This window comes from Mesorhizobium dulcispinae (assembly GCF_033977345.1).
Taxonomy (GTDB): Bacteria; Pseudomonadota; Alphaproteobacteria; order Rhizobiales; family Rhizobiaceae; genus Mesorhizobium; species Mesorhizobium dulcispinae.
In genome coordinates this window covers 82,460-99,686 of sequence record NZ_JAVIIY010000005.1, presented here as the reverse complement: position 1 = coordinate 99,686, position 17,227 = coordinate 82,460, and the positions used below count along the sequence as shown (strand labels likewise).

Below are 17,227 nucleotides of genomic sequence, written 5' to 3'. Positions count from 1 at the left end.
CCCGCTATCCCAGAGTGAGCCCCGCCTTCCTCGCCTCCTCGCGCAGGAAGGGCAGGCCGACCTCGATGACGTCGCGCGGGTCTTCCGCCACCGGCCGCCACACGGCGAGCCCGCCGGCGATGTCGACATCGACATGGTTCATGCTTTCGAGCGTGATCGGGCCCTCATAGCCGATGTCGGCGATAGCCTTCATGCAGGCCGCCCAGTTGAGCATGCCGCGCCCGGGCACGCCGCGATTGGCCTCCGACACATGCACGTAGCCGAGAAAGGGCGCCGCCGCCTCGAAGCCGGCGGCAAAGCTCTCCTCCTCGATATGCATGTGATAGGTGTCGAGATGGATGAAGATGTTGTCGGCGCCGATCCGCTCGATGACCCGCGCCGCGTCGATGCCGCGGTTGATGAGATGCGTCTCGTAGCGGTTGCAGGGCTCGATGCCGAGCTTCAGGCTGCGTGACTTCGCCGACTTCGCCGCGCGTTCGAGGAAGCGGCAGATACCATCGATCTCCCTTTGCGTCGGCGCCCGCCCGGTCGTCTTGCCGATCGTACCGTAGGTGACGCCGCCAAGCGCCTCGGCGCCCACCTCGTTGCAGACCTTGAAGGCCGGCTGCAGGAAGTCCAGCGCTTCCTCCGGCCGCTCGACCACGTCGAGCGACCGCGGCAGTCCGAGCGAGGGGATGAGCTCGACGCCATAGTGGTTGGCGAAGCCGCGTGTGCGCTTGGTGTCGATCTCCTCAGGGCGAAGCAGCGGGATTTCCATCAGGCCGATGCCGAGCTCCTTCAGCCGGTCCATCTGCGGCTCGATGCGAGCAAGGTCCCAGACCGGCGCGATGGCGAAAGTGTGCAGTCCGAAGGTATTCATATCAGCCTCGTTGTTCATGCGCCGCCGCGGCGGCTATGTCGCCGCCGCCGACGATGCGGCTGACGACTTCGTTCATATTGGTCCTGGCGGTGACGAGATCGGCGTCCGCCCTGCCATGCCGCAGAACGACGATGCGGTCGGTGACCGACAGCACGTCGTTCAGCCGGTGCGAGATCAGGATGACGGCGATGCCTTCCGACTTCAGCCGCCGGATGAGATCGAGCACGCTCTGCACCTCGCGCACGGCAAGGGCCGCCGTCGGCTCATCCATGATCACGAGCTTCGGATTGAAGGTGAGCGCCCGCGCGATCGCCACCGTCTGCTGCTGTCCACCGGAGAACGAACCGACCGACCGGTTTATCGACGGCAGATGCGCGCCCAACCGCTCGATCATTTTCGCGGCCTGGCGATCCATCTCGCTTTTGTCGACGAAGCCGGGGAACAGTCCGAACAGCCGTTTCGTCGGCTCGCGCCCAAGGAAGATGTTGGAAGCCACATCCTGCTGCTTGGCCAAAGACAGATCCTGGTAGATCATCTCGATGCCCAGACGTCGGCGCTGGCCGGGGTCGAGGGCGAGGATGTCCTTGCCGTCGAACTCAATCGAGCCCATGTCGGCGCGGTAGATGCCGGTGATGGTCTTCATCAGCGTCGACTTGCCGGCGCCGTTGTCGCCGACCAGCCCGACCACCTCGCCAGCCGCGACCGAGAGATCGACGCCATGCAGCACGTCGACGGCGCCGAAGCTTTTGCGGATGCCATGAAGCGAAAGCAGCGTCATACGCGCGACTCCTTCCGCACCTGGTACTGGTCGATGAAGACGGCGAGGATCAGCACCGCGCCGATCGCCATTTGCTGGTAGTAGGACTGCACCGCGAGCAGCGTCAGCCCGTTCTGTAAGACGCCCATGATCAGCGCCCCGATCATCGTGCCGAGGATCGAGGCACGGCCGCCGAACAGGTTGGTGCCGCCGATGATCGCCGCCGTGATGGCGGTGAGCTCGTAGTTGATGCCGGCGGTCGGGTCACCGGCATTGACGCGGGCGGTGAAGAGCAGGCCGGCGAGGCCGGCGAGCGCGCCGGAGAGCGTGTAGATGATGCGGCGATGATGCTCGACGCGGATGCCGGCGGCGCGCGCGGCGCCCTCGCTGTCGCCGAGCGCCAGCGTGTGGCGGCCGAAGCGTGTATAGGCGAGCACCGCGTGCGCGACGATCGCGGTCAGCACGAAGATGATGACCGGCATCGGAATGCCGAGCGGCCTGCCCTGCCCGATATAGACGATCTCGGCCGGCAGGCCGTAGATCGCCCTGCCCTGCGAGATGACGAGCGCCAGCCCGCGCGCCAGGCCAAGCATGCCGAGCGTGACGATGAAGGCCGGCACGAAGGCGCGGGTAACGAGCTGTCCGTTGATGTAGCCGGCAATCGCGCCGGCAAGGATGCAGGCGATCACCGCGAAGATCGACGGCCAGCCGAGATTGACGGCGACGAAGGCTCCCGCAACGCCGGCAAGCCCCATGACCGAGCCGAGCGACAGATCGAGCCCGCCTGAGCCGACGACGAAGGTGGCCGCGATCGCGAGCACACCGATCGTCGATGTGGCGAGCAGGATGTTGAGAAAGTTGCTGAGCGACAGGAAGAAGGGCGACAGCAGCGCCATCGCGGCGCTCAGCAAGACAAGCACCAGCAGCGACTCCAGCCTGATGTGGAGCCTCTCGACGGATGCGCGCTGCACCCGAGCCCAGAAGCCGGGCGCCGTTGTTTCAGAAGCCATTTTTCACCCTTCGGTAGGGGAGTAAGGCAGTAGGGATTAGGCAGTAGGCAGGGACCAGGCATGTCCTGTCCCTCAGACCGCATCACCTACTCGCCTGCTACCCTACTGCCTAATCCCTACTGCCTATTCCCTTATTTTACATATTGCAGCATCGGCTCCTTGCCGGCGTCGAGCATGTCCTTGGTCAGCACCAGGGTGGGCACGGCGATGCTTTCCTCGACCTTCTCGCCGGCGAGCGCCTTCTTGACGTTCTCGACCGCCTGCTTGCCGACCAGATAGGGAAGCTGCGCGACGGAAGCGTTGAGGCGCCCTTCCTTGATCGACTTCACCGCATCGACATTGCCGTCGACGCCGATCATCGTCACCTGCTCACCCTTGCCGGCCGCGTAGACCGATTCCACCGCGCCCAGCGCCATGGTGTCATTGGCAGAGAAGATGGCGACGAGATCGGGGTGCGCGGTCAGCGTGTCGGTCGCGATCGAGGCCGCCTTGCCGCGATCCCAGTCGCCCGGCAGCGAAGCGACGATCTCCAGCCCCGGCGCCAGTTCCTTCAGCTTGTCGGCAAAGCCCTTGGCGCGCTTCTCGCCGGTGATGTTGCCGGAGAGCCCCTCGATCACCAGCACCGGCCCCTTGGCGTCCTTGCCGAGCTTGGAGACGAGGTATTCGGCTCCTTGGGCACCGGCCGCGACATTGTCGGAGCCGATGTGGAAGGTGACCTTGACGCCTTCCTTGTCGAGCACCGCCTGGTCAAGATTGTTGTCGAGGTCGACGATCTTCATGCCTGAGGCCTGCGCCGACTTCAGGCAGGGCAAAAGGTTGGTCGAGTTGATGGCCGCGGTGATCATCGCCACCGGCTTGCGCTCGAGCATCGTGTTGCAGAGGTTGAGCTGCGGCTCGGCCGCCTGGTCGCTTTCGGCCGCCTGCTGGAAGTACTTCACGCCGGCTTCCTTGGCGCCGTCCGCGACGCCCTGGGCCATCGCGCCCCAGAACGGATTGGCCAAGGTCTTCATCAGCACGCCGTATTCGCCATCCTCAGCCTTGGCGACACCGATGGCCGAAAATGCCAGAGCCACGCCCAAGGCAAGGGTAAATCGATTTATCTTCAGGATAAGCGATGTCATTCCAGTCCTCCGTTGATCTTGCACCGGATGCCTCGGCCAGGGCCGGCGCTTTCTTCCGTTGTCGACAATGGGGGCTATTGTCGGTCTCCTCCCCCGGAATGCGGGACGCTGCCTGGCGAGCCAACGGATTCCCGCATCAACACCTTGCAAGGCTCGAGCCGCGCCCTCGGTGGGCCGCGCTCGCCTTCGATCCTGCGAAACAAAACCTCCATCGCGTTGCCGGCGATCTCGCGCACCGGCTGCACCACGGCGGCAATCGCCGGCCACGTCACCTGCATCCATTCGGCGTCGTCGAAGCCGACCAGCGAGATGTCGTTCGGGCAATGCCAGCCGCGCCGCCGGAACTCCGACAGCGCCACCAGCGTGCCTTTGAGGAACAGCGAATAGACCGCCGTCGGCCGGTCGCCGCCGGCTTCCCGCTTGCTGAAATAGTCGTGAAGCAGCGCCCGCAAAGGTCCGACATCGCTTTCGCAGAGCACGACGTCGATGCGGATGTCGGGTGCAAGCTTGAGTGCCGTGTTGCGAAACCCTTCGAGGCGGGCGCGCACCGTCGCCGCCTGCTGGCCGAGGCCGACGACAAGGATGTGGCGATGGCCGTGGCCGACAAGCGCGCGCGCCACTTCGGCGCTTGCCGCCGCGCTGTCTGCCGAAACCGTGTCGAAGGCGTCATCGGCAAGCACGCGGTCGATCAGCACGCCGGTCATACCGTTCGCCTTCATGAAACCGGCCGCCGGTCCGTGCTCGTTGCGCACCGGCGCTAGCACGACGCCGGCGACGCGCCAATCATGCATGCGGGCAAGGATCTCCTTCTCGCGCGCTTCCGATTCACGGCTGGAGGCAGCGACCAGCGTATAGCCGCGCTGCTCGGCGAAGCCTTCGAGCTCGCTGACCATCTGGCCGAAGAACTCGCTTTCGAACTCGGGCATGATGGCACCGATGATACGACGCTTGGCACGCCGCATATCCGAGGCGAGCGGGTCGACGCGGTAGCCGAGCAGTTCGACGGCATCAAGGACGCGCTGAGCGTTTTCCGGCTTCACCGTGGTGACGCCGGAAAGGACCTTGGAGACGGTGGCGGCGGACACGCCCGCATGGCTTGCCACGTCGTGGATCGACGGGCGCCGCTGTTGGGCTTCCTTCTGCGCCATTGGCTTCCTCCCAAGAGCGGGCAGCCACTTTGCCGCCATCGTCAAAGTAACCGATAAATCGATTTTTCGCTATTGTAAATCGTTTCATCCGGGATAAAACACGGACGTGATTGACGCGATCCAATCACACTGGGAGGATGAACCATGTCCGACAAGTCCTTGCCGCTGGTCATCAGCGCGCCCGAACCGCGCACGCTCGACCTGATCTTCACGCCACCGCAGCTGGCCCTTTTTCGCAGAAAATATCGCATCGTCGAAACAACGCCCGAAGGCGTCTCAAAGTTGCCGGCAGACGTACTGGCCGAAGCGCGCTACATCGTCGGCCAGCCGCCGATCGCGCCTCAGACGCTGGAGAAATTAAAGGCGCTGCGCTGTATCTTCAACGTCGAGACCAACCTCATCAACAACATGCCCTATGAGACGCTGTTCGCCCGCGGCATCCACGTCGTCACCACCGGGCTGGTCTTCGCCGAGCCGGTCGCGGAGCTCGGTCTTGCCATGGCGCTCAACCTGGCGCGCGACATCGTCGATGCCGACCTCGCCTTCCGGCAAGGCAAGGAGCTGTGGGGCGGCGACGGCAACCAGACGGCACGCCTTCTTTCCGGAGCCGATGTCGGCATCATCGGCTTCGGCGATCTTGGCCGAGCGCTCAATCGACTGCTGACCGGCTTCCGCACCCGCACCAGGGTCTTCGATCCCTGGCTGCCGCCGTCGATCCTCGTCGACAATGGCGTCGACCCGGCATCGCTGGATGACGTGCTATCGCAGAGCGATTTCGTTTTCGTCGTCGCCTCGGTGACCAGCGAGAACCAAGGTTTCCTCGGCGCCGACGCCTTCGCCAAGATGCGCAAAGGGGCTGCCTTCATCCTGCTGAGCCGCGCCGGCGTCGTCGATTTCCCGGCCTTGATGGAGGCCGTGCGAAGCGGCCATATCGTTGCCGCCAGCGACGTCTTCCCGGAAGAGCCGCTGGCGAAAAAGCATCCGGTGCGCGCCCTGCCCGGTTTCCTGCGCTCGGCCCACCGCGCCGGCGCGCTCGACGTCGCCTTCAAGCGCATGGGCGACATGGTGCTGGAAGACATGGACCTCGTCGATCGCGGCCTGCCGCCGATGCGCTCCAAGCGCGCCGAGCGCGAGACCGTTTCCCGGATGCGCTCCAAGCCGGTCGACAGGAACTGAGCGCGCCTGTCGCCTGGAGCCGGCTGCGTTCCTGCCGATGATTGCTTGCCGGCGTAGTGCAAGCAAACTTAATGGCGGACGATGGGAAAGTTCGGCCCTCGTCGGCGCGTCTATTCAGAATCTTTTTCTGCATTGCAGGGGAATAGAGGAACCTTGATCCAGACCTTCCGTTGGTAATCCGATCGTTTCTCGAACGATCCGGAGAAACAGGAGGTCTATGTCATGAACGTCAAGATGATATGCTTCAGCGCGGTGGCGCTTTCGATGGTTGCGGGCTCCGCGCTTGCTGCCGCTTCGGGTTCCGGCACGTCGGCACTCGACGATCCAGCCAAGATGCAGCCCTTCTATACCGACTCCAGCATGAAGACGATGGTCAGCAAGGACGCCTTCACAAAGGCGTGGAAGGCACTTTCGCCCGAGGATCAAAAGGCGATGATGACGGCGTGTGCGGACGAGGCCAAGAACGCCAACGCAGCCAACACCCATCCGGAGTTCTGCAGCAGCGTCAAGGAGAATGGCGGCAGCAAGTAGCGGCCCGCGCAGGCGCATATACGGCCCCGTTCGCGGGGCCGTTTTTACATGATCAACGGCTTGGCGGTGAGGCCTCGGTCGGAATGCGGCTGGCGGCCATCACATCGTCGCGGTTCGCATGTTTGTCGACTGCGCCGAAATTCGCCTCCAGCCAGGCAATTGCGCTGGCGACATCGGCAATGGCGAAGCGTGCCGCGGTCTCGCCTTGCGGCTTCACGCGGATCGAGATCCCGCCCGCGGCATTGACGGTCTCAAAACCGTTTTCATCGGACGTGTCGTCGCCGAGGAACACCGGCCGCCTGCCGCTGAACGGATCGAGCTGCATGAAGCGCCGGATCGCGGCGCCCTTGGCCGCTTCCAGCGGCATCAGCTCGACGCCGGCGTTGCCGGCAATCACCCGGTAGCCTTTTGGCAGCCGGGCAAGCGCCGCCGCTTCGACCAGTTCGGTCGCGCGGATGAGCAAATGCGGCGCCGCCCTTGTGTGGATGGCCAATACCGGGCCCTTGCGCTCGACATAGACGGCCTGGCTTGCCAGCTCCAGCTCGATCTCGTCGGCAAGTGCGGCCATATCTGCCGGCTCGTCGGCGGCCTCGATCTGCCCGTCCGGCGTCAACCTGTGCTCCAGCCCGTAGAGACCGGCGATCCGCAGCTTCAAGGGATCGAACAGTCCATCGACAGCCGCGATCGAGCGGCCGGTGATGAAGGCGAGCGCGCCGTCCAGCCGGCGCTCGACCGTCTCCAGGAGGAGCCGCAGGTCGTCGCTGACCGACACGCTATCGGGATGTGCGGCATGCTCCAGCAGAGTGCCGTCAATGTCGAGGAAGAGCGCCCACCGGCCGTCGGGAAGGCGCGGCGTCAAATCTGTCTGAATATTCATCGGTATCCGGCTGCCTGTTTGCGTTCGAATATGGAGACGACATTGTCGCCGTTGGCGATCGCCGGCCGTTCGGATAATGCGGTGACCCGGTCGAGCTCGCCGCGCTTCCTCAGCCGCGCCGCGTCGAGCAGCATGCTGCCGGCCCAGCGATAGACGTTATTGTCGCGCACGATCTCGCGCATGCGCCGCATGCGCTCGCGCTGCTCGTCGGGCCCCATGATCAGCGCCTGACGCATGGCTTCGCTCATCATCGCCGCGTCGTAAGGATTGACGATGAGCGCTTCCAGCAATTCACGCGAGGCGCCGGCAAACGTGCTGAGCAGGAGCACGCCCTCTTCGTCGTCGCGCGCGGCGACGAATTCCTTGGCCACGAGGTTCATGCCGTCATGCAGGCTGGTGACCAGGCAGATGTCGGCCGCGCGGTAGATCTTGTAGACGTCCTTCTGCGAGTGATGCTCGGCCACGAGCACGACCGGGCGATAGCTGCCGCTGCCGTAGCGCTCGTTGAGTTCCTCGGCGAGGCGCTGGCATTCCTCATGCAGATGCTTATAGGCCGGCAACGTGCCCCGGCTCGGTGCGGCGATCTGCAGGAACACCGCCTTGCCGATCATTTCGGGGTAGCGGATGAACAGTTCCTCCAGCGCATGGAAGCGGTCGAGAATGCCCTTGGTGTAGTCGAGCCGCTCGACGCCGACGCACAGCTTGGCGTCGGCGGGAATCCCGAACCGCTCGCGGATGTGCGCGCGGCATTCCTCGACCGGCGGCAGGCTCTTCAGCAGCTGGACGGGCCATTCGATGGAGATCGGATAGGCGTGGACCAACGTCGTCTGGCCGCCATAGGACACCGCGGCATCCGCCCGTTCGATCCGGCTTTCCATGAAGCGGTCGACGCTCTCGGTGAAGTTGTTGGCATGGAACTGGGTGTGGAAGCCGATGATCGAGCTGCCCAGCAGCCCGTCCAGGATGCGCTCGCGCCACGGACAGATGCTGAACACTTCCGAGTTCGGCCACGGAATGTGCCAGAACGTGATGACGATCGCCTCGGGCAGGCGTTCGCGGATCATGCGCGGCAGAAGCGCGAAATGATAATCCTGGACCAGCACGATCGGCCGCTCGTTGCGGGCCTCGGCAACCACCGTATCGGCGAATTTGCGGTTGACGGCCTCATAGGCCTCCCAGTCCGACTCGCGGAAGATCGGTCGGGTGAAGGCGATATGGCAGAGCGGCCACAGCCCTTCATTGGCGAAGCCGAGATAATAGCCCTGGTATTCCTCTTCGGTCAGCCAGACCCGGCGCAGCGCATAGGATGGATTTTCGGGCGGCACCTGCACGCGGTCGTCGCCGTCGACCACCTGACGGTCCGCGCTTCCGCCGCCATAGGCGATCCAGGTGCCGGCACAGGCGCGCGTGATCGGCTCCAGCGCCGAGACCAGTCCGCTCGCCGGCACGACGAGCTGGACATCGCCGTTCTTGTCCTCATTGTGGATGTAAGGCTCGCGGTTGGAAACGACGATGACCTGCGCGTCCGGCAGATCCTCGGCAAGAATCTTGCGCAGCGTCTCCGGTGACCAGGTGACGAGGGCAGCGTCCACCGACTGCCCGTTCTTCTCGACCTCGCGCAACACCTTGCGCGCGGCTTCCGAAGCGACGTCGTCACCGAAAGAAGGCGAGTTCACAACCTTGGAATGCTGACGACGGTGCCTGGATACTGAAATGAAGATCGCGAAAGCGGAAAGTCCCAGACTCGCCAGAATAAGGACCCACAAGAGGTCGACGCCATACTGTGCCATTGAATGCCAGGTTGCCTCCGGCTGTCCGCTATTTTGTTTTTCGTTCTTGCCGGCTGCGGACCGGTAGGGCCGGTACGGGTCTGCAACGCATAAGGCAGGCATCGGTTCCGACATTTTTCGATTGCGGGACACGGAGTTGCACTACTTTGTTCCAATGCATGTTGCCCAAGCGCGCAGCGGTCTGGGAGAACGACATGCACAGAAACAAAATTCGAAGCGCGTCGCCTAAGTCCGTTGCGCCGCGACGCGCCTCAGGTTCGTACGATGAGCGGCACCATGCCCTCATGCCGGTCGGCAAGGAAGGCGACGACCCGGTCGCCGACCCGCTGGAAGGTCAGGTCGATGGATTTGTCGCCGACGGTCAGATGCCGGAGCGTGAGTGTGTCGATGCCGGCCGGCAGCCTTGGGCGCGTAATGTGCAATTCGCCCTCCCAGCCATCGATTTCCAGGCCGAGGCAGGCTTGCATCAGCATGAAGGTGGAACCTGCCGACCAGGCCTGCGGCAGGCAGGCGACAGGATAGGCGATCGGCGCCTCGCCCGGCGCCCGGATGAAGCCGCAGAACAACTCCGGTAGCCGCATGTTGAAGTGCACGGCCGACTCGAAAGTGCCGCTCATCAGCCGCACCACGCTGTCGCGTTCGCCGTAGCGCGCCAGGCCGACGCCGCAAAGCGCGGTGTCATGCGGCCAGATCGAGCCGTTGTGGTATGACATCGGGTTGAAGAACACCGCGTCGTCGGCGAGCGTCCTCAACCCCCAGCCGGAATGGAAAGAGGCCGAGAGCAGTTGGTCGGCGACCATCTTTGCGCGCTCCGGCTGCGGCAGTCCGACATAGAGGAGGTGACCGGCGTTGGAAGTACGGACCTCGCAGGGTTTGCCCTCGCCGTCGATGGCCAGGGCGTAGAAGTTGAGATCGTCTATCCAGAAATCGCGTTCGACGGCGACCCGCATTTCTTCGGCGCGGTTTTCCCAATGCTCGGCCTCGGCATACTCGCCGCGGCGGCGCGCCAGCGCTGCTAGCCCCCGGTAGGCGGCAAAGACATAGCCCTGCACCTCGACCAGGGCGATCGGCCCTTTGGGAATACGTCCGTCGGCATGGAAGACCGAGTCGATGCTGTCCTTCCAGCCCTGGTTGGCGAGGCCGGACTCGGCCGCGCGCTGGTAAGTGACGAAACCCGTTGCCCGGCTTGCCTCTTCCGTCCATTCGGCGGCCGCCTTGAGCGATGGCCAGAGCTTGTCGATGAAAGCCATGTCGCCGGTGCGGTCGGCATAGGCGCAGGCGAGATGAATGTAGAGTGGGGTCGTGTCGACGCCGCCATAATAGCGGCCGAAGGGAAGCTCGCGCAGCGCCGCCATCTCGCCCTTGCGCGTCTCGTGCATGATCTTGCCCGGCTGGGAATCGATGAAAGGCGAGGTCTCGGTCGCCTGGTGCTCGGCGAGAAAGGCCAGCACGCCGCGCGCCAGGCCGGGATTGAGCCACAGCATCTGCAGGCCCGAGATCACGCCGTCGCGGCCGAAGGCCGTCGAGAACCAGGGGATGCCGGCATAGGGATAGGGCCCGGTCGCGAGCTCGGTCGTGAGCAGGGCGACATCGGCGCGGGCGCGCTCGACCCAGTCGTTGAAGACGCGGCCGGAACTGCGCACGGTGGCGCCATGCCGGCGCTTGGCGCGCATGCCGAAACGCGCGCGGGCGGCGGCGGCGCGGAAACGGTCGCGCCCGGGCGTGTCGGCGATCTCGGGACCGACCTCGACATACAGCACCTTGCTGCTGCGCTTGGTGACCGCGATCAGGAAGTCGGCGCGATTGTCGTGCAGCTGGTCGGGAGCTTGCGAGAAGGAGATGGCCGACAGGCGCGGCAAGCCGTCGAGGCCGTCATAGCCGAGCAGCACCGAAGCCTTGTCGGTTCTGGCGACATGGACCGTTCCGCGCCTTGGCCGCGTCGACCCGCGCACCTCGAACATGTCGCGGAAGTCGGCAGCGAAATGCAGCGACACGGCAATGGTGGAGTGCTCGCGGCTGTAGTTGGAAAGCGTGATCCGTTCGAACAGCCTGTCCTGCCAGATCAGTCTGACGCGCTCGATATGGATTGCGCCTTGCGGAATGTCACGGCCGGCGGCGCTCTGAATCGGCAGGTTGGTCAGGTTGCTGGTGAACAGCACATTATCCTGGCTGAGCGAGGCACCGAGCAGCGACATCTGCCTGCCGCCGACGGTCAGGCGGAATTCGGAAAGGACGCGGGTGTCGTCACGGAAGAAGCCGTCGCCGGCGCCCCTGATTTCGCCATAGGCGTCCGCGACGACAAAACAGTCGCCCTGCTTGAGCGCGAACAACCGATGTGGTTCCCGTGGCGCCGTTTCGTCCAGCGAGGCAAGGGCCACGGCGGGATCGAGCTTGCGCTCGTCGAGTTCCATCATTCAAAACCTCTTCGCTAGCTACGCCCCCCTAAGGCACACAATTCACGAAGCCTTGACCGCATGAGCACCGATCAGACGCATATAGGCGGCAAGGTAGTCGCGCGCCATCCTGGTGACCGAAAACCGCTTTTCGAAGACCGCCCTCACCTGCCGTCGATCAAGTTCGAGAAGCGCCGGCATCGCAGCGGCCGCGTCTTCGACCGTGTCGACGACGAAACCGGTCACGCCCTGGTCGATGATCTCCGGCAAGGCGCCGCAGTTCCAGGCGATCACCGGCGTGCCGCAGGCCATGGCCTCGATGGGAGCCAGGCCGAACGGCTCCGGCCAGTCGATGGGAAACAGCAGACCCGCGGCGTTGCCGAGAAACTCGGCCTTCTCGTCTTCCGCGATCTCGCCGACATAGTCGACGCGATCGCCGTCGATGAGCGCCTCGATCTGGTCGTGAAAATAGGCGCGGTCGTCGTCGCCGATCTTGGCCGCCAGCTTCAGCTTCAATCCCGAAAGCCGCGCGATCTCGATCGCGCGGTCCGGCCGCTTGTCGCGCGAAAGCCGTCCGAGAAAGGCCAGATAGGGCTCTCCGGCCGGCTTCTCATAGGTCAGCGGATAGGCATCGACCGGGATCCCATGGTGGATCGTCGCCAGCCAATTGGCGTCGGGCAGTCCCCGCTTCTGGCTGTGCGAGATGGAGATCATCGGAAAGCGCGGAAAGCGCCTGTAGGCCGGCGCAAGATCGACATAATCGAGCCTGCCATGCGGCGTCGTCACCGTCCGTTCCGCCATGTGCTCGAAGAACGGAAAATGCACGAAATGGCTGAGATGGAAATGGATGACGTCGAAATCGCCGGCCCGTTCGCGCACATCGCAGAGCATCGCCAGATGCGCCGCGATCTCCGATTTCTTCGGCCGCGGGTCGAGGCGGATCGCCTGGTCGCGCCCCGGCACCAGCCGCGCCGAGGTCTCGCTGTCGCCGCTCGCGAACAGCGTCACGTCGTGCCCCAGTTCCACCAGCGCTTCGGTGAGATAGAAGACGATCCGCTCCGTGCCGCCATAAAATCTCGGGGGGACGGATTCATAGAGCGGCGCGACATGGGCGATGCGCATGGGTTCCCTCAACTGTTGAGGGAAGCAAAATGCATCAGCCGCGAGATCGTTCCTCTCAATCGGCTGCAAGCGACAGGTTGGGCACGGAGGCCGCCGGCTAGACGGAGGCCTTCCGGCCGCGTCGCGAAAGAATATTCGCGACCAGCAACAGCAGGATGGAGAGCGCCATCATCAGAGTTGCCGCCGCGGTGATGGCAGGGCTGAGCTTCTCGCGCAGGCCGATGAACATTTCGAGCGGCATGGTGCGCTGGCTGGCGCTGGCGAGGAACTGCACCACCACCACTTCATCGAAAGAGGTGACGAAGGCGAAGGCGGCGCCCGAAAGCACGCCGGGCAGGATCAGCGGCAGCATCACCCGGAAGAAGGCCGTCAACGGCCTCGCGCCGGAGATCGCGGCGGCGCGCATCAGGTTGCGGTCGAAGCCGGTGAGGCTCGCGGCTACCGTCACCACGACGAACGGGCTGGCCAAAGCCGTATGCGCCAAAATGATGCCGGCATAGGTGCTGGCAAGTCCGATCCGCGCGTAGAAGAGATACGAGCCGACGGCCGTTATCACCACCGGCACTATCAGCGGCGACAGAAGCAGCGGCATGACGATGCGTCGCCCCGGGAATTTCTCGTCGGAAAGCGCGATCGCCGTCAGCGTGCCGAGCACGGTTGCAATGAAAGTCGTGCCGAAGGCGACGATCAGGCTGTTGCCGATCGCCGATTGCCAGCGCTGCGTGCCGAGCACAACCTCGTACCAGCGCGTCGATATCCCCTCCAGCGGGAAGATGAAGAAGGCGCCGCTGTTGAAGGAGAGCGGCACCGGGATGAGGATCGGCACCAGCAGGAAGAGGATGACCAGCCCGCACCAGATCCACAGCAGCGTGATGCGGATGCGTTCACCGACAGTTGGGTAAGGAGAAAGGAGCATGGCTACACCAGCTTCAGGCGGTCAAAGCCAAGGATACGGGCGAAGATGCCGAACAGCGCCAGCGTGAAGACGAGCAGGATGAAGGAGAGCGCCGCCGCCATCTCCCAGTTCAATTCGACATTGACGTAGTTGGCGATAAAGTTGCTGATCAGTTGGTCGCTGGCGCCGCCGATCAGCGCCGGCGTGATGTAGTAGCCGAGGCAAAGGATGAAGGTGAGCAGGCATCCGGCCATCACGCCGGGGAACACCTGCGGAAGATAGACGCGCCGGAAGGCGGTGAAGGGTTTTGCTCCCAGCGAATACGCCGCCTTCATTTGCGAGGGTTGGATGGTGCGCATGACGCTGTAGATCGGCAGCAGCGTGAACGGCAGCTGGATATGCGTCATGGCGATGATCAGTCCCATGCGGCTGTACATCAGGTCGAGCCGGTCGCTGGTGACGCCAAGCCAAAGCAACAGGTCATTGACCAGGCCGAATTTCTGCAGAAGCACCGTCCAGGCGGCGGTGCGCACCAGGATCGATGTCCAGAATGGCAAAAGCACGGCGACGATCAGGATGGCCGCCAGCCCCTTCGGCACGCTGGAAATGAGATAGGCGAGCGGAAAGCCGAGCAGCAGCGTTGCAAGCGTCACCGAGGCCGCGACGAGGAAGGTGCGCATGAACACCTGCAGGAAGATCGCCTGCTCCGGCGGCACCCGCTCGATGCCGCCATCGGCGTTCCAGCGCAGGTCGAGCGCGCTGAGCAGATAGAAGGAGGTCAGCTTGTGCGCGCCGCTGGCGATCGCCGGCCACGTGCCGGGCGCGGTCCAGAATGGCACCGATTTCATCACGTCGAGCGGCGGCTGGCCACCGGCGTTTTCCAGCTTGCGCACGGTCTTCAGCACCTGGCTGCGCGCGCCCGGCAGCCGGGCGTTGATGCTCTTGGCGAGTTCGTAAGCCGTGCCCTTGGCCTGATTGTCACTAAGGTCCGCAGCAAGCGCCGTCAGCGCAGCGTCGCCGGGCAGGCCCTGGCCGTTCCAGTCAACCAGGGCCGCGGTCGTCCTGGGCAAGGCATCCGCGATTGTCGGATCATAGACGGCGCGGGACAGAAGCAGCACGATCGGAATGCCGAAGCTCAGCGCCAGAAGCAGAAGCAGTGGCGCCGCCAGCGCCAGCGAGCGCAGCCGGTCGCCGAATTCGGCGCGGCGGAGCGCCGCCGACACGGACTTCAGATCCGCGTCGGCGGCCGCTGACCGGCCGCGGGCCAGCGCGGGCCGGTCGAGGTCGCTGGGCTGGAGCGCCGACATCGTCGCTTCCCGGACCGCCTACTGAGCAAGCCAGGCGTTGAAGCGCTTGACGAGATCCTCGCCATAGTCGCCCCAGAACTCGGTGTCGGCGACGAGGTAGGCGCCGCTCAGATGGTCCGGAGCGTTGGGCAGCTTCGGCAGCGCGTCGGCCGCGACGAAGGACGCTGCGTCGGTGCGCACCGGCCCGTAGGTGATGTAGCTGGCGAGCTTGGCGTTGTTCTTCGGCTCGCTGATATAGGCGAGATATTTGTAGGCAAGGTCCGGGCTCTTGGCGCCTTTCGGAATGGCGATCATGTCGTATTCCAGGATCTGGTTGTTCCAGACGATCTTGAATGGCTTGCCGTCATTATCGATCGCATTCTGGATGCGACCGTTCCAGGCGGTGGTCATCACCACTTCCTTGGAGGCGAGAAGCTGCGCCGGCTGCGCGCCGGCATCCCACCAGACAATGTCCTTCTTGATCGTGTCGAGCTTCTTGAAGGCGCGGTCGACGCCTTCCGGCGTGGCGAGCACTTTGTAGACGTCGGCTGGCGCTACGCCGTCGGCCATCAGCGCCCATTCGAGATTTTGCGCCGGGAATTTGCGCATGGCGCGCTTGCCCGGGAACTTCGTCGTGTCGAAGAGGTCGAGCACCGAGGTTGGCGCCTCTTTCAGAACAGTCGGATCATAGGCGAGGATGTCGCCGTAAGCATCGAGTCCGACACCGCAATCGAGCGCCGAGCCTTGGATGAACTTGTCGCGCGGACCGATCTTGGAATAGTCGAGCCGCTCGAGGATGCCTGCGTCGCAGCCCTGCAGCACGGTCGCGGTCTCAACCGTCACCAGATCGATCGGCACGTTGCCGGTATCGACCATGGCCTTCACCTTGCCGAGGTCGCCGAGATATTCCTGCTCGAGGATCTTGACGCCGGTGTCCTCGCTGAACGGCTCGAACCAGGCCTTGCGCTGCGCGTCCTGCCAGGCGCCGCCGCTCGCCATGATGGAGAGCTCGTCGGCGAAAGCCGCGTGACCGATAGTCATGCAGGCGGTGGCGGCCGCAAGCGCGAGCAAATTCTTCCTCACATGTTTCATGTCATTTCCCCTGTTTTGGAATGGCGCCACCCGTTCCGGCATCGGCCGGAAAGGCGCGGCAATCATTGGCCGCGCAGAAGACAGTCACTGTCTCGCCGTTTGCCATCGTTGCTTCGGGGCCGACCTTGACGGTCAGCACCTGGTCGTTGGCGAGCCTGGCCAGCAGGCGCAGGTGATCCCCGAGATAGATCCGCCCATCGACCGTGGCCGGCAGCGAATTGCCGCCATTGGCTGCCGACAGGCTAAGCCGCTCGGGCCGCACCGCGACATGGCAGGCAGAACCCTGGGTGACGCCGACGGCCAAAGCCGTGATCTCGCCGCCGCCGTTCAGTCGGACCCGGCATTCCTGTCCCGACACGCGGTCGACCACGCCTTCCAGCGTGTTGTTCTCGCCGATGAAGCTCGCCACGAAGGAGCTTTGCGGCGTGTTGTAGAGATCGTCCGGTGAGCCGAGCTGGGCGATCCCCCCATTGTTGAAGACAGCGACGCGGTCCGACATGGTCAGCGCCTCGCTCTGGTCGTGCGTCACATAGACGATGGTGACGCCGAGCATGGTGTGGATCTGCTTGATCTCGAGCTGCATGTGCTCGCGCAGTTTCTTGTCGAGCGCGCCGAGCGGTTCGTCCATGAGGACCAGGCGCGGTTCGAACACCAAGGCGCGCGCCAGCGCCACACGCTGCTGTTGGCCACCGGAAAGCTGTGCCGGCCGGCGGTCGCTGAACTGCTTCAGCCGCACCATGTCGAGCGCGCGCGCCACCCGGGCTGCGATGTCGGCTTTGCTGACTTGCCGCACCGAAAGCGGGAAGCCGACATTGTCGGCGACGCTCATATGCGGGAACAGCGCATAGTTCTGGAACACCATGCCGATGTTGCGCTGGTATGGCGGCAGCCTGTCGACCGCCTGCCCTTCCAGCGTGATCGTTCCGTGCGTCGGCCTCTCGAAGCCGGCAAGCATGTTGAGCGTCGTCGTCTTGCCGGAGCCGGAAGGCCCGAGCAAAGTCAGGAATTCGCCGCGTGCGACGCTGAGGTTCATCCGCGTCACCGCGAATGTCCGCCCGTCATAGGACTTCTCGACCTCGGCGAACTCGACGAAGCCGGGACCGGCGGCGGACGCCGGTGATGCCGACAGAGCGGCCTGACCGGCGCTCATCGTGCGCAATCCCGAAAGGC

Annotated in this window: 15 protein-coding genes; 2 read left to right on the top strand and 13 right to left on the bottom strand. The window is 64.4% G+C overall.

The annotated features are described in order from the left end of the window. Window positions 1-4: 4 nt before the first annotated feature. From RFN30_RS13505 to RFN30_RS13485, 5 genes are all read right to left on the bottom strand, one after another. Window positions 5-859 (bottom strand): sugar phosphate isomerase/epimerase family protein, encoded by an 855-nt coding sequence (locus RFN30_RS13505; RefSeq protein ID WP_320262581.1) that lies wholly within the window; start codon window positions 857-859, stop codon window positions 5-7. Window position 860: 1 nt separating this feature from the next. Continuing rightward, on the bottom strand, window positions 861-1,637 hold the full coding sequence (locus RFN30_RS13500) for an ATP-binding cassette domain-containing protein (protein ID WP_320262580.1): 777 nt from the start codon (window positions 1,635-1,637) through the stop codon (window positions 861-863). Beyond that, a complete protein-coding gene (locus tag RFN30_RS13495) occupies window positions 1,634-2,626 on the bottom strand; it encodes an ABC transporter permease (RefSeq protein ID WP_320262579.1) in 993 nt (330 codons plus the stop codon). The genes RFN30_RS13500 and RFN30_RS13495 overlap by 4 nt, the downstream gene beginning before the upstream one ends. Window positions 2,627-2,757: 131 nt before the next feature. Further along, window positions 2,758-3,747 carry a sugar ABC transporter substrate-binding protein gene (locus RFN30_RS13490; protein WP_320262578.1) on the bottom strand — a complete coding sequence of 330 codons (990 nt, stop codon included), beginning with the start codon at window positions 3,745-3,747 and terminating at the stop codon, window positions 2,758-2,760. A 74-nt stretch (window positions 3,748-3,821) separates the two neighbouring features. After that, window positions 3,822-4,895 carry a LacI family DNA-binding transcriptional regulator gene (locus RFN30_RS13485; protein ID WP_320262577.1) on the bottom strand — a complete coding sequence of 358 codons (1,074 nt, stop codon included), beginning with the start codon at window positions 4,893-4,895 and terminating at the stop codon, window positions 3,822-3,824. 144 nt (window positions 4,896-5,039) lie between these two features. Here RFN30_RS13485 and RFN30_RS13480 point away from each other — a divergent pair, with 144 nt between their 5' ends. Next, window positions 5,040-6,071, top strand: coding sequence for a hydroxyacid dehydrogenase (locus tag RFN30_RS13480; protein ID WP_320262576.1), 1,032 nt, complete (start codon window positions 5,040-5,042; stop codon window positions 6,069-6,071). A gap of 222 nt (window positions 6,072-6,293) precedes the next feature. Beyond that, the gene (locus RFN30_RS13475; protein WP_320262575.1) at window positions 6,294-6,602 is read left to right on the top strand and encodes a hypothetical protein; all 309 of its coding nucleotides are present in this window, start codon (window positions 6,294-6,296) and stop codon (window positions 6,600-6,602) included. Window positions 6,603-6,654: 52 nt separating this feature from the next. Here RFN30_RS13475 and otsB read toward each other — a convergent pair whose 3' ends face one another. The 8 genes from otsB to RFN30_RS13435 form a co-directional block, all read right to left on the bottom strand. Continuing rightward, window positions 6,655-7,479 (bottom strand): trehalose-phosphatase, encoded by an 825-nt coding sequence (otsB, locus tag RFN30_RS13470; RefSeq protein ID WP_320262574.1) that lies wholly within the window; start codon window positions 7,477-7,479, stop codon window positions 6,655-6,657. Continuing rightward, window positions 7,476-9,269 (bottom strand): alpha,alpha-trehalose-phosphate synthase (UDP-forming), encoded by a 1,794-nt coding sequence (locus RFN30_RS13465; RefSeq protein WP_320262573.1) that lies wholly within the window; start codon window positions 9,267-9,269, stop codon window positions 7,476-7,478. The genes otsB and RFN30_RS13465 overlap by 4 nt, the downstream gene beginning before the upstream one ends. A gap of 251 nt (window positions 9,270-9,520) precedes the next feature. Continuing rightward, window positions 9,521-11,683, bottom strand: a complete 2,163-nt coding sequence (locus RFN30_RS13460; protein WP_320262572.1) for an amylo-alpha-1,6-glucosidase — start codon at window positions 11,681-11,683, stop codon at window positions 9,521-9,523. 42 nt (window positions 11,684-11,725) lie between these two features. Then, window positions 11,726-12,784, bottom strand: coding sequence for a glycosyltransferase family 4 protein (locus RFN30_RS13455; protein ID WP_320262571.1), 1,059 nt, complete (start codon window positions 12,782-12,784; stop codon window positions 11,726-11,728). A 97-nt stretch (window positions 12,785-12,881) separates the two neighbouring features. Continuing rightward, window positions 12,882-13,700, bottom strand: a complete 819-nt coding sequence (locus RFN30_RS13450; RefSeq protein ID WP_320262570.1) for an ABC transporter permease — start codon at window positions 13,698-13,700, stop codon at window positions 12,882-12,884. A 2-nt stretch (window positions 13,701-13,702) separates the two neighbouring features. Next, entirely contained in the window at window positions 13,703-14,986 is a 1,284-nt protein-coding gene (locus RFN30_RS13445) for an ABC transporter permease (RefSeq protein WP_320262569.1), read from the bottom strand. 18 nt (window positions 14,987-15,004) lie between these two features. Then, complete coding sequence (locus RFN30_RS13440; protein ID WP_320262568.1) at window positions 15,005-16,057, bottom strand: ABC transporter substrate-binding protein; 1,053 nt, start codon at window positions 16,055-16,057, stop codon at window positions 15,005-15,007. Window position 16,058: 1 nt separating this feature from the next. After that, complete coding sequence (locus RFN30_RS13435) at window positions 16,059-17,207, bottom strand: ABC transporter ATP-binding protein (RefSeq protein WP_320262567.1); 1,149 nt, start codon at window positions 17,205-17,207, stop codon at window positions 16,059-16,061. Window positions 17,208-17,227: the final 20 nt, after the last annotated feature.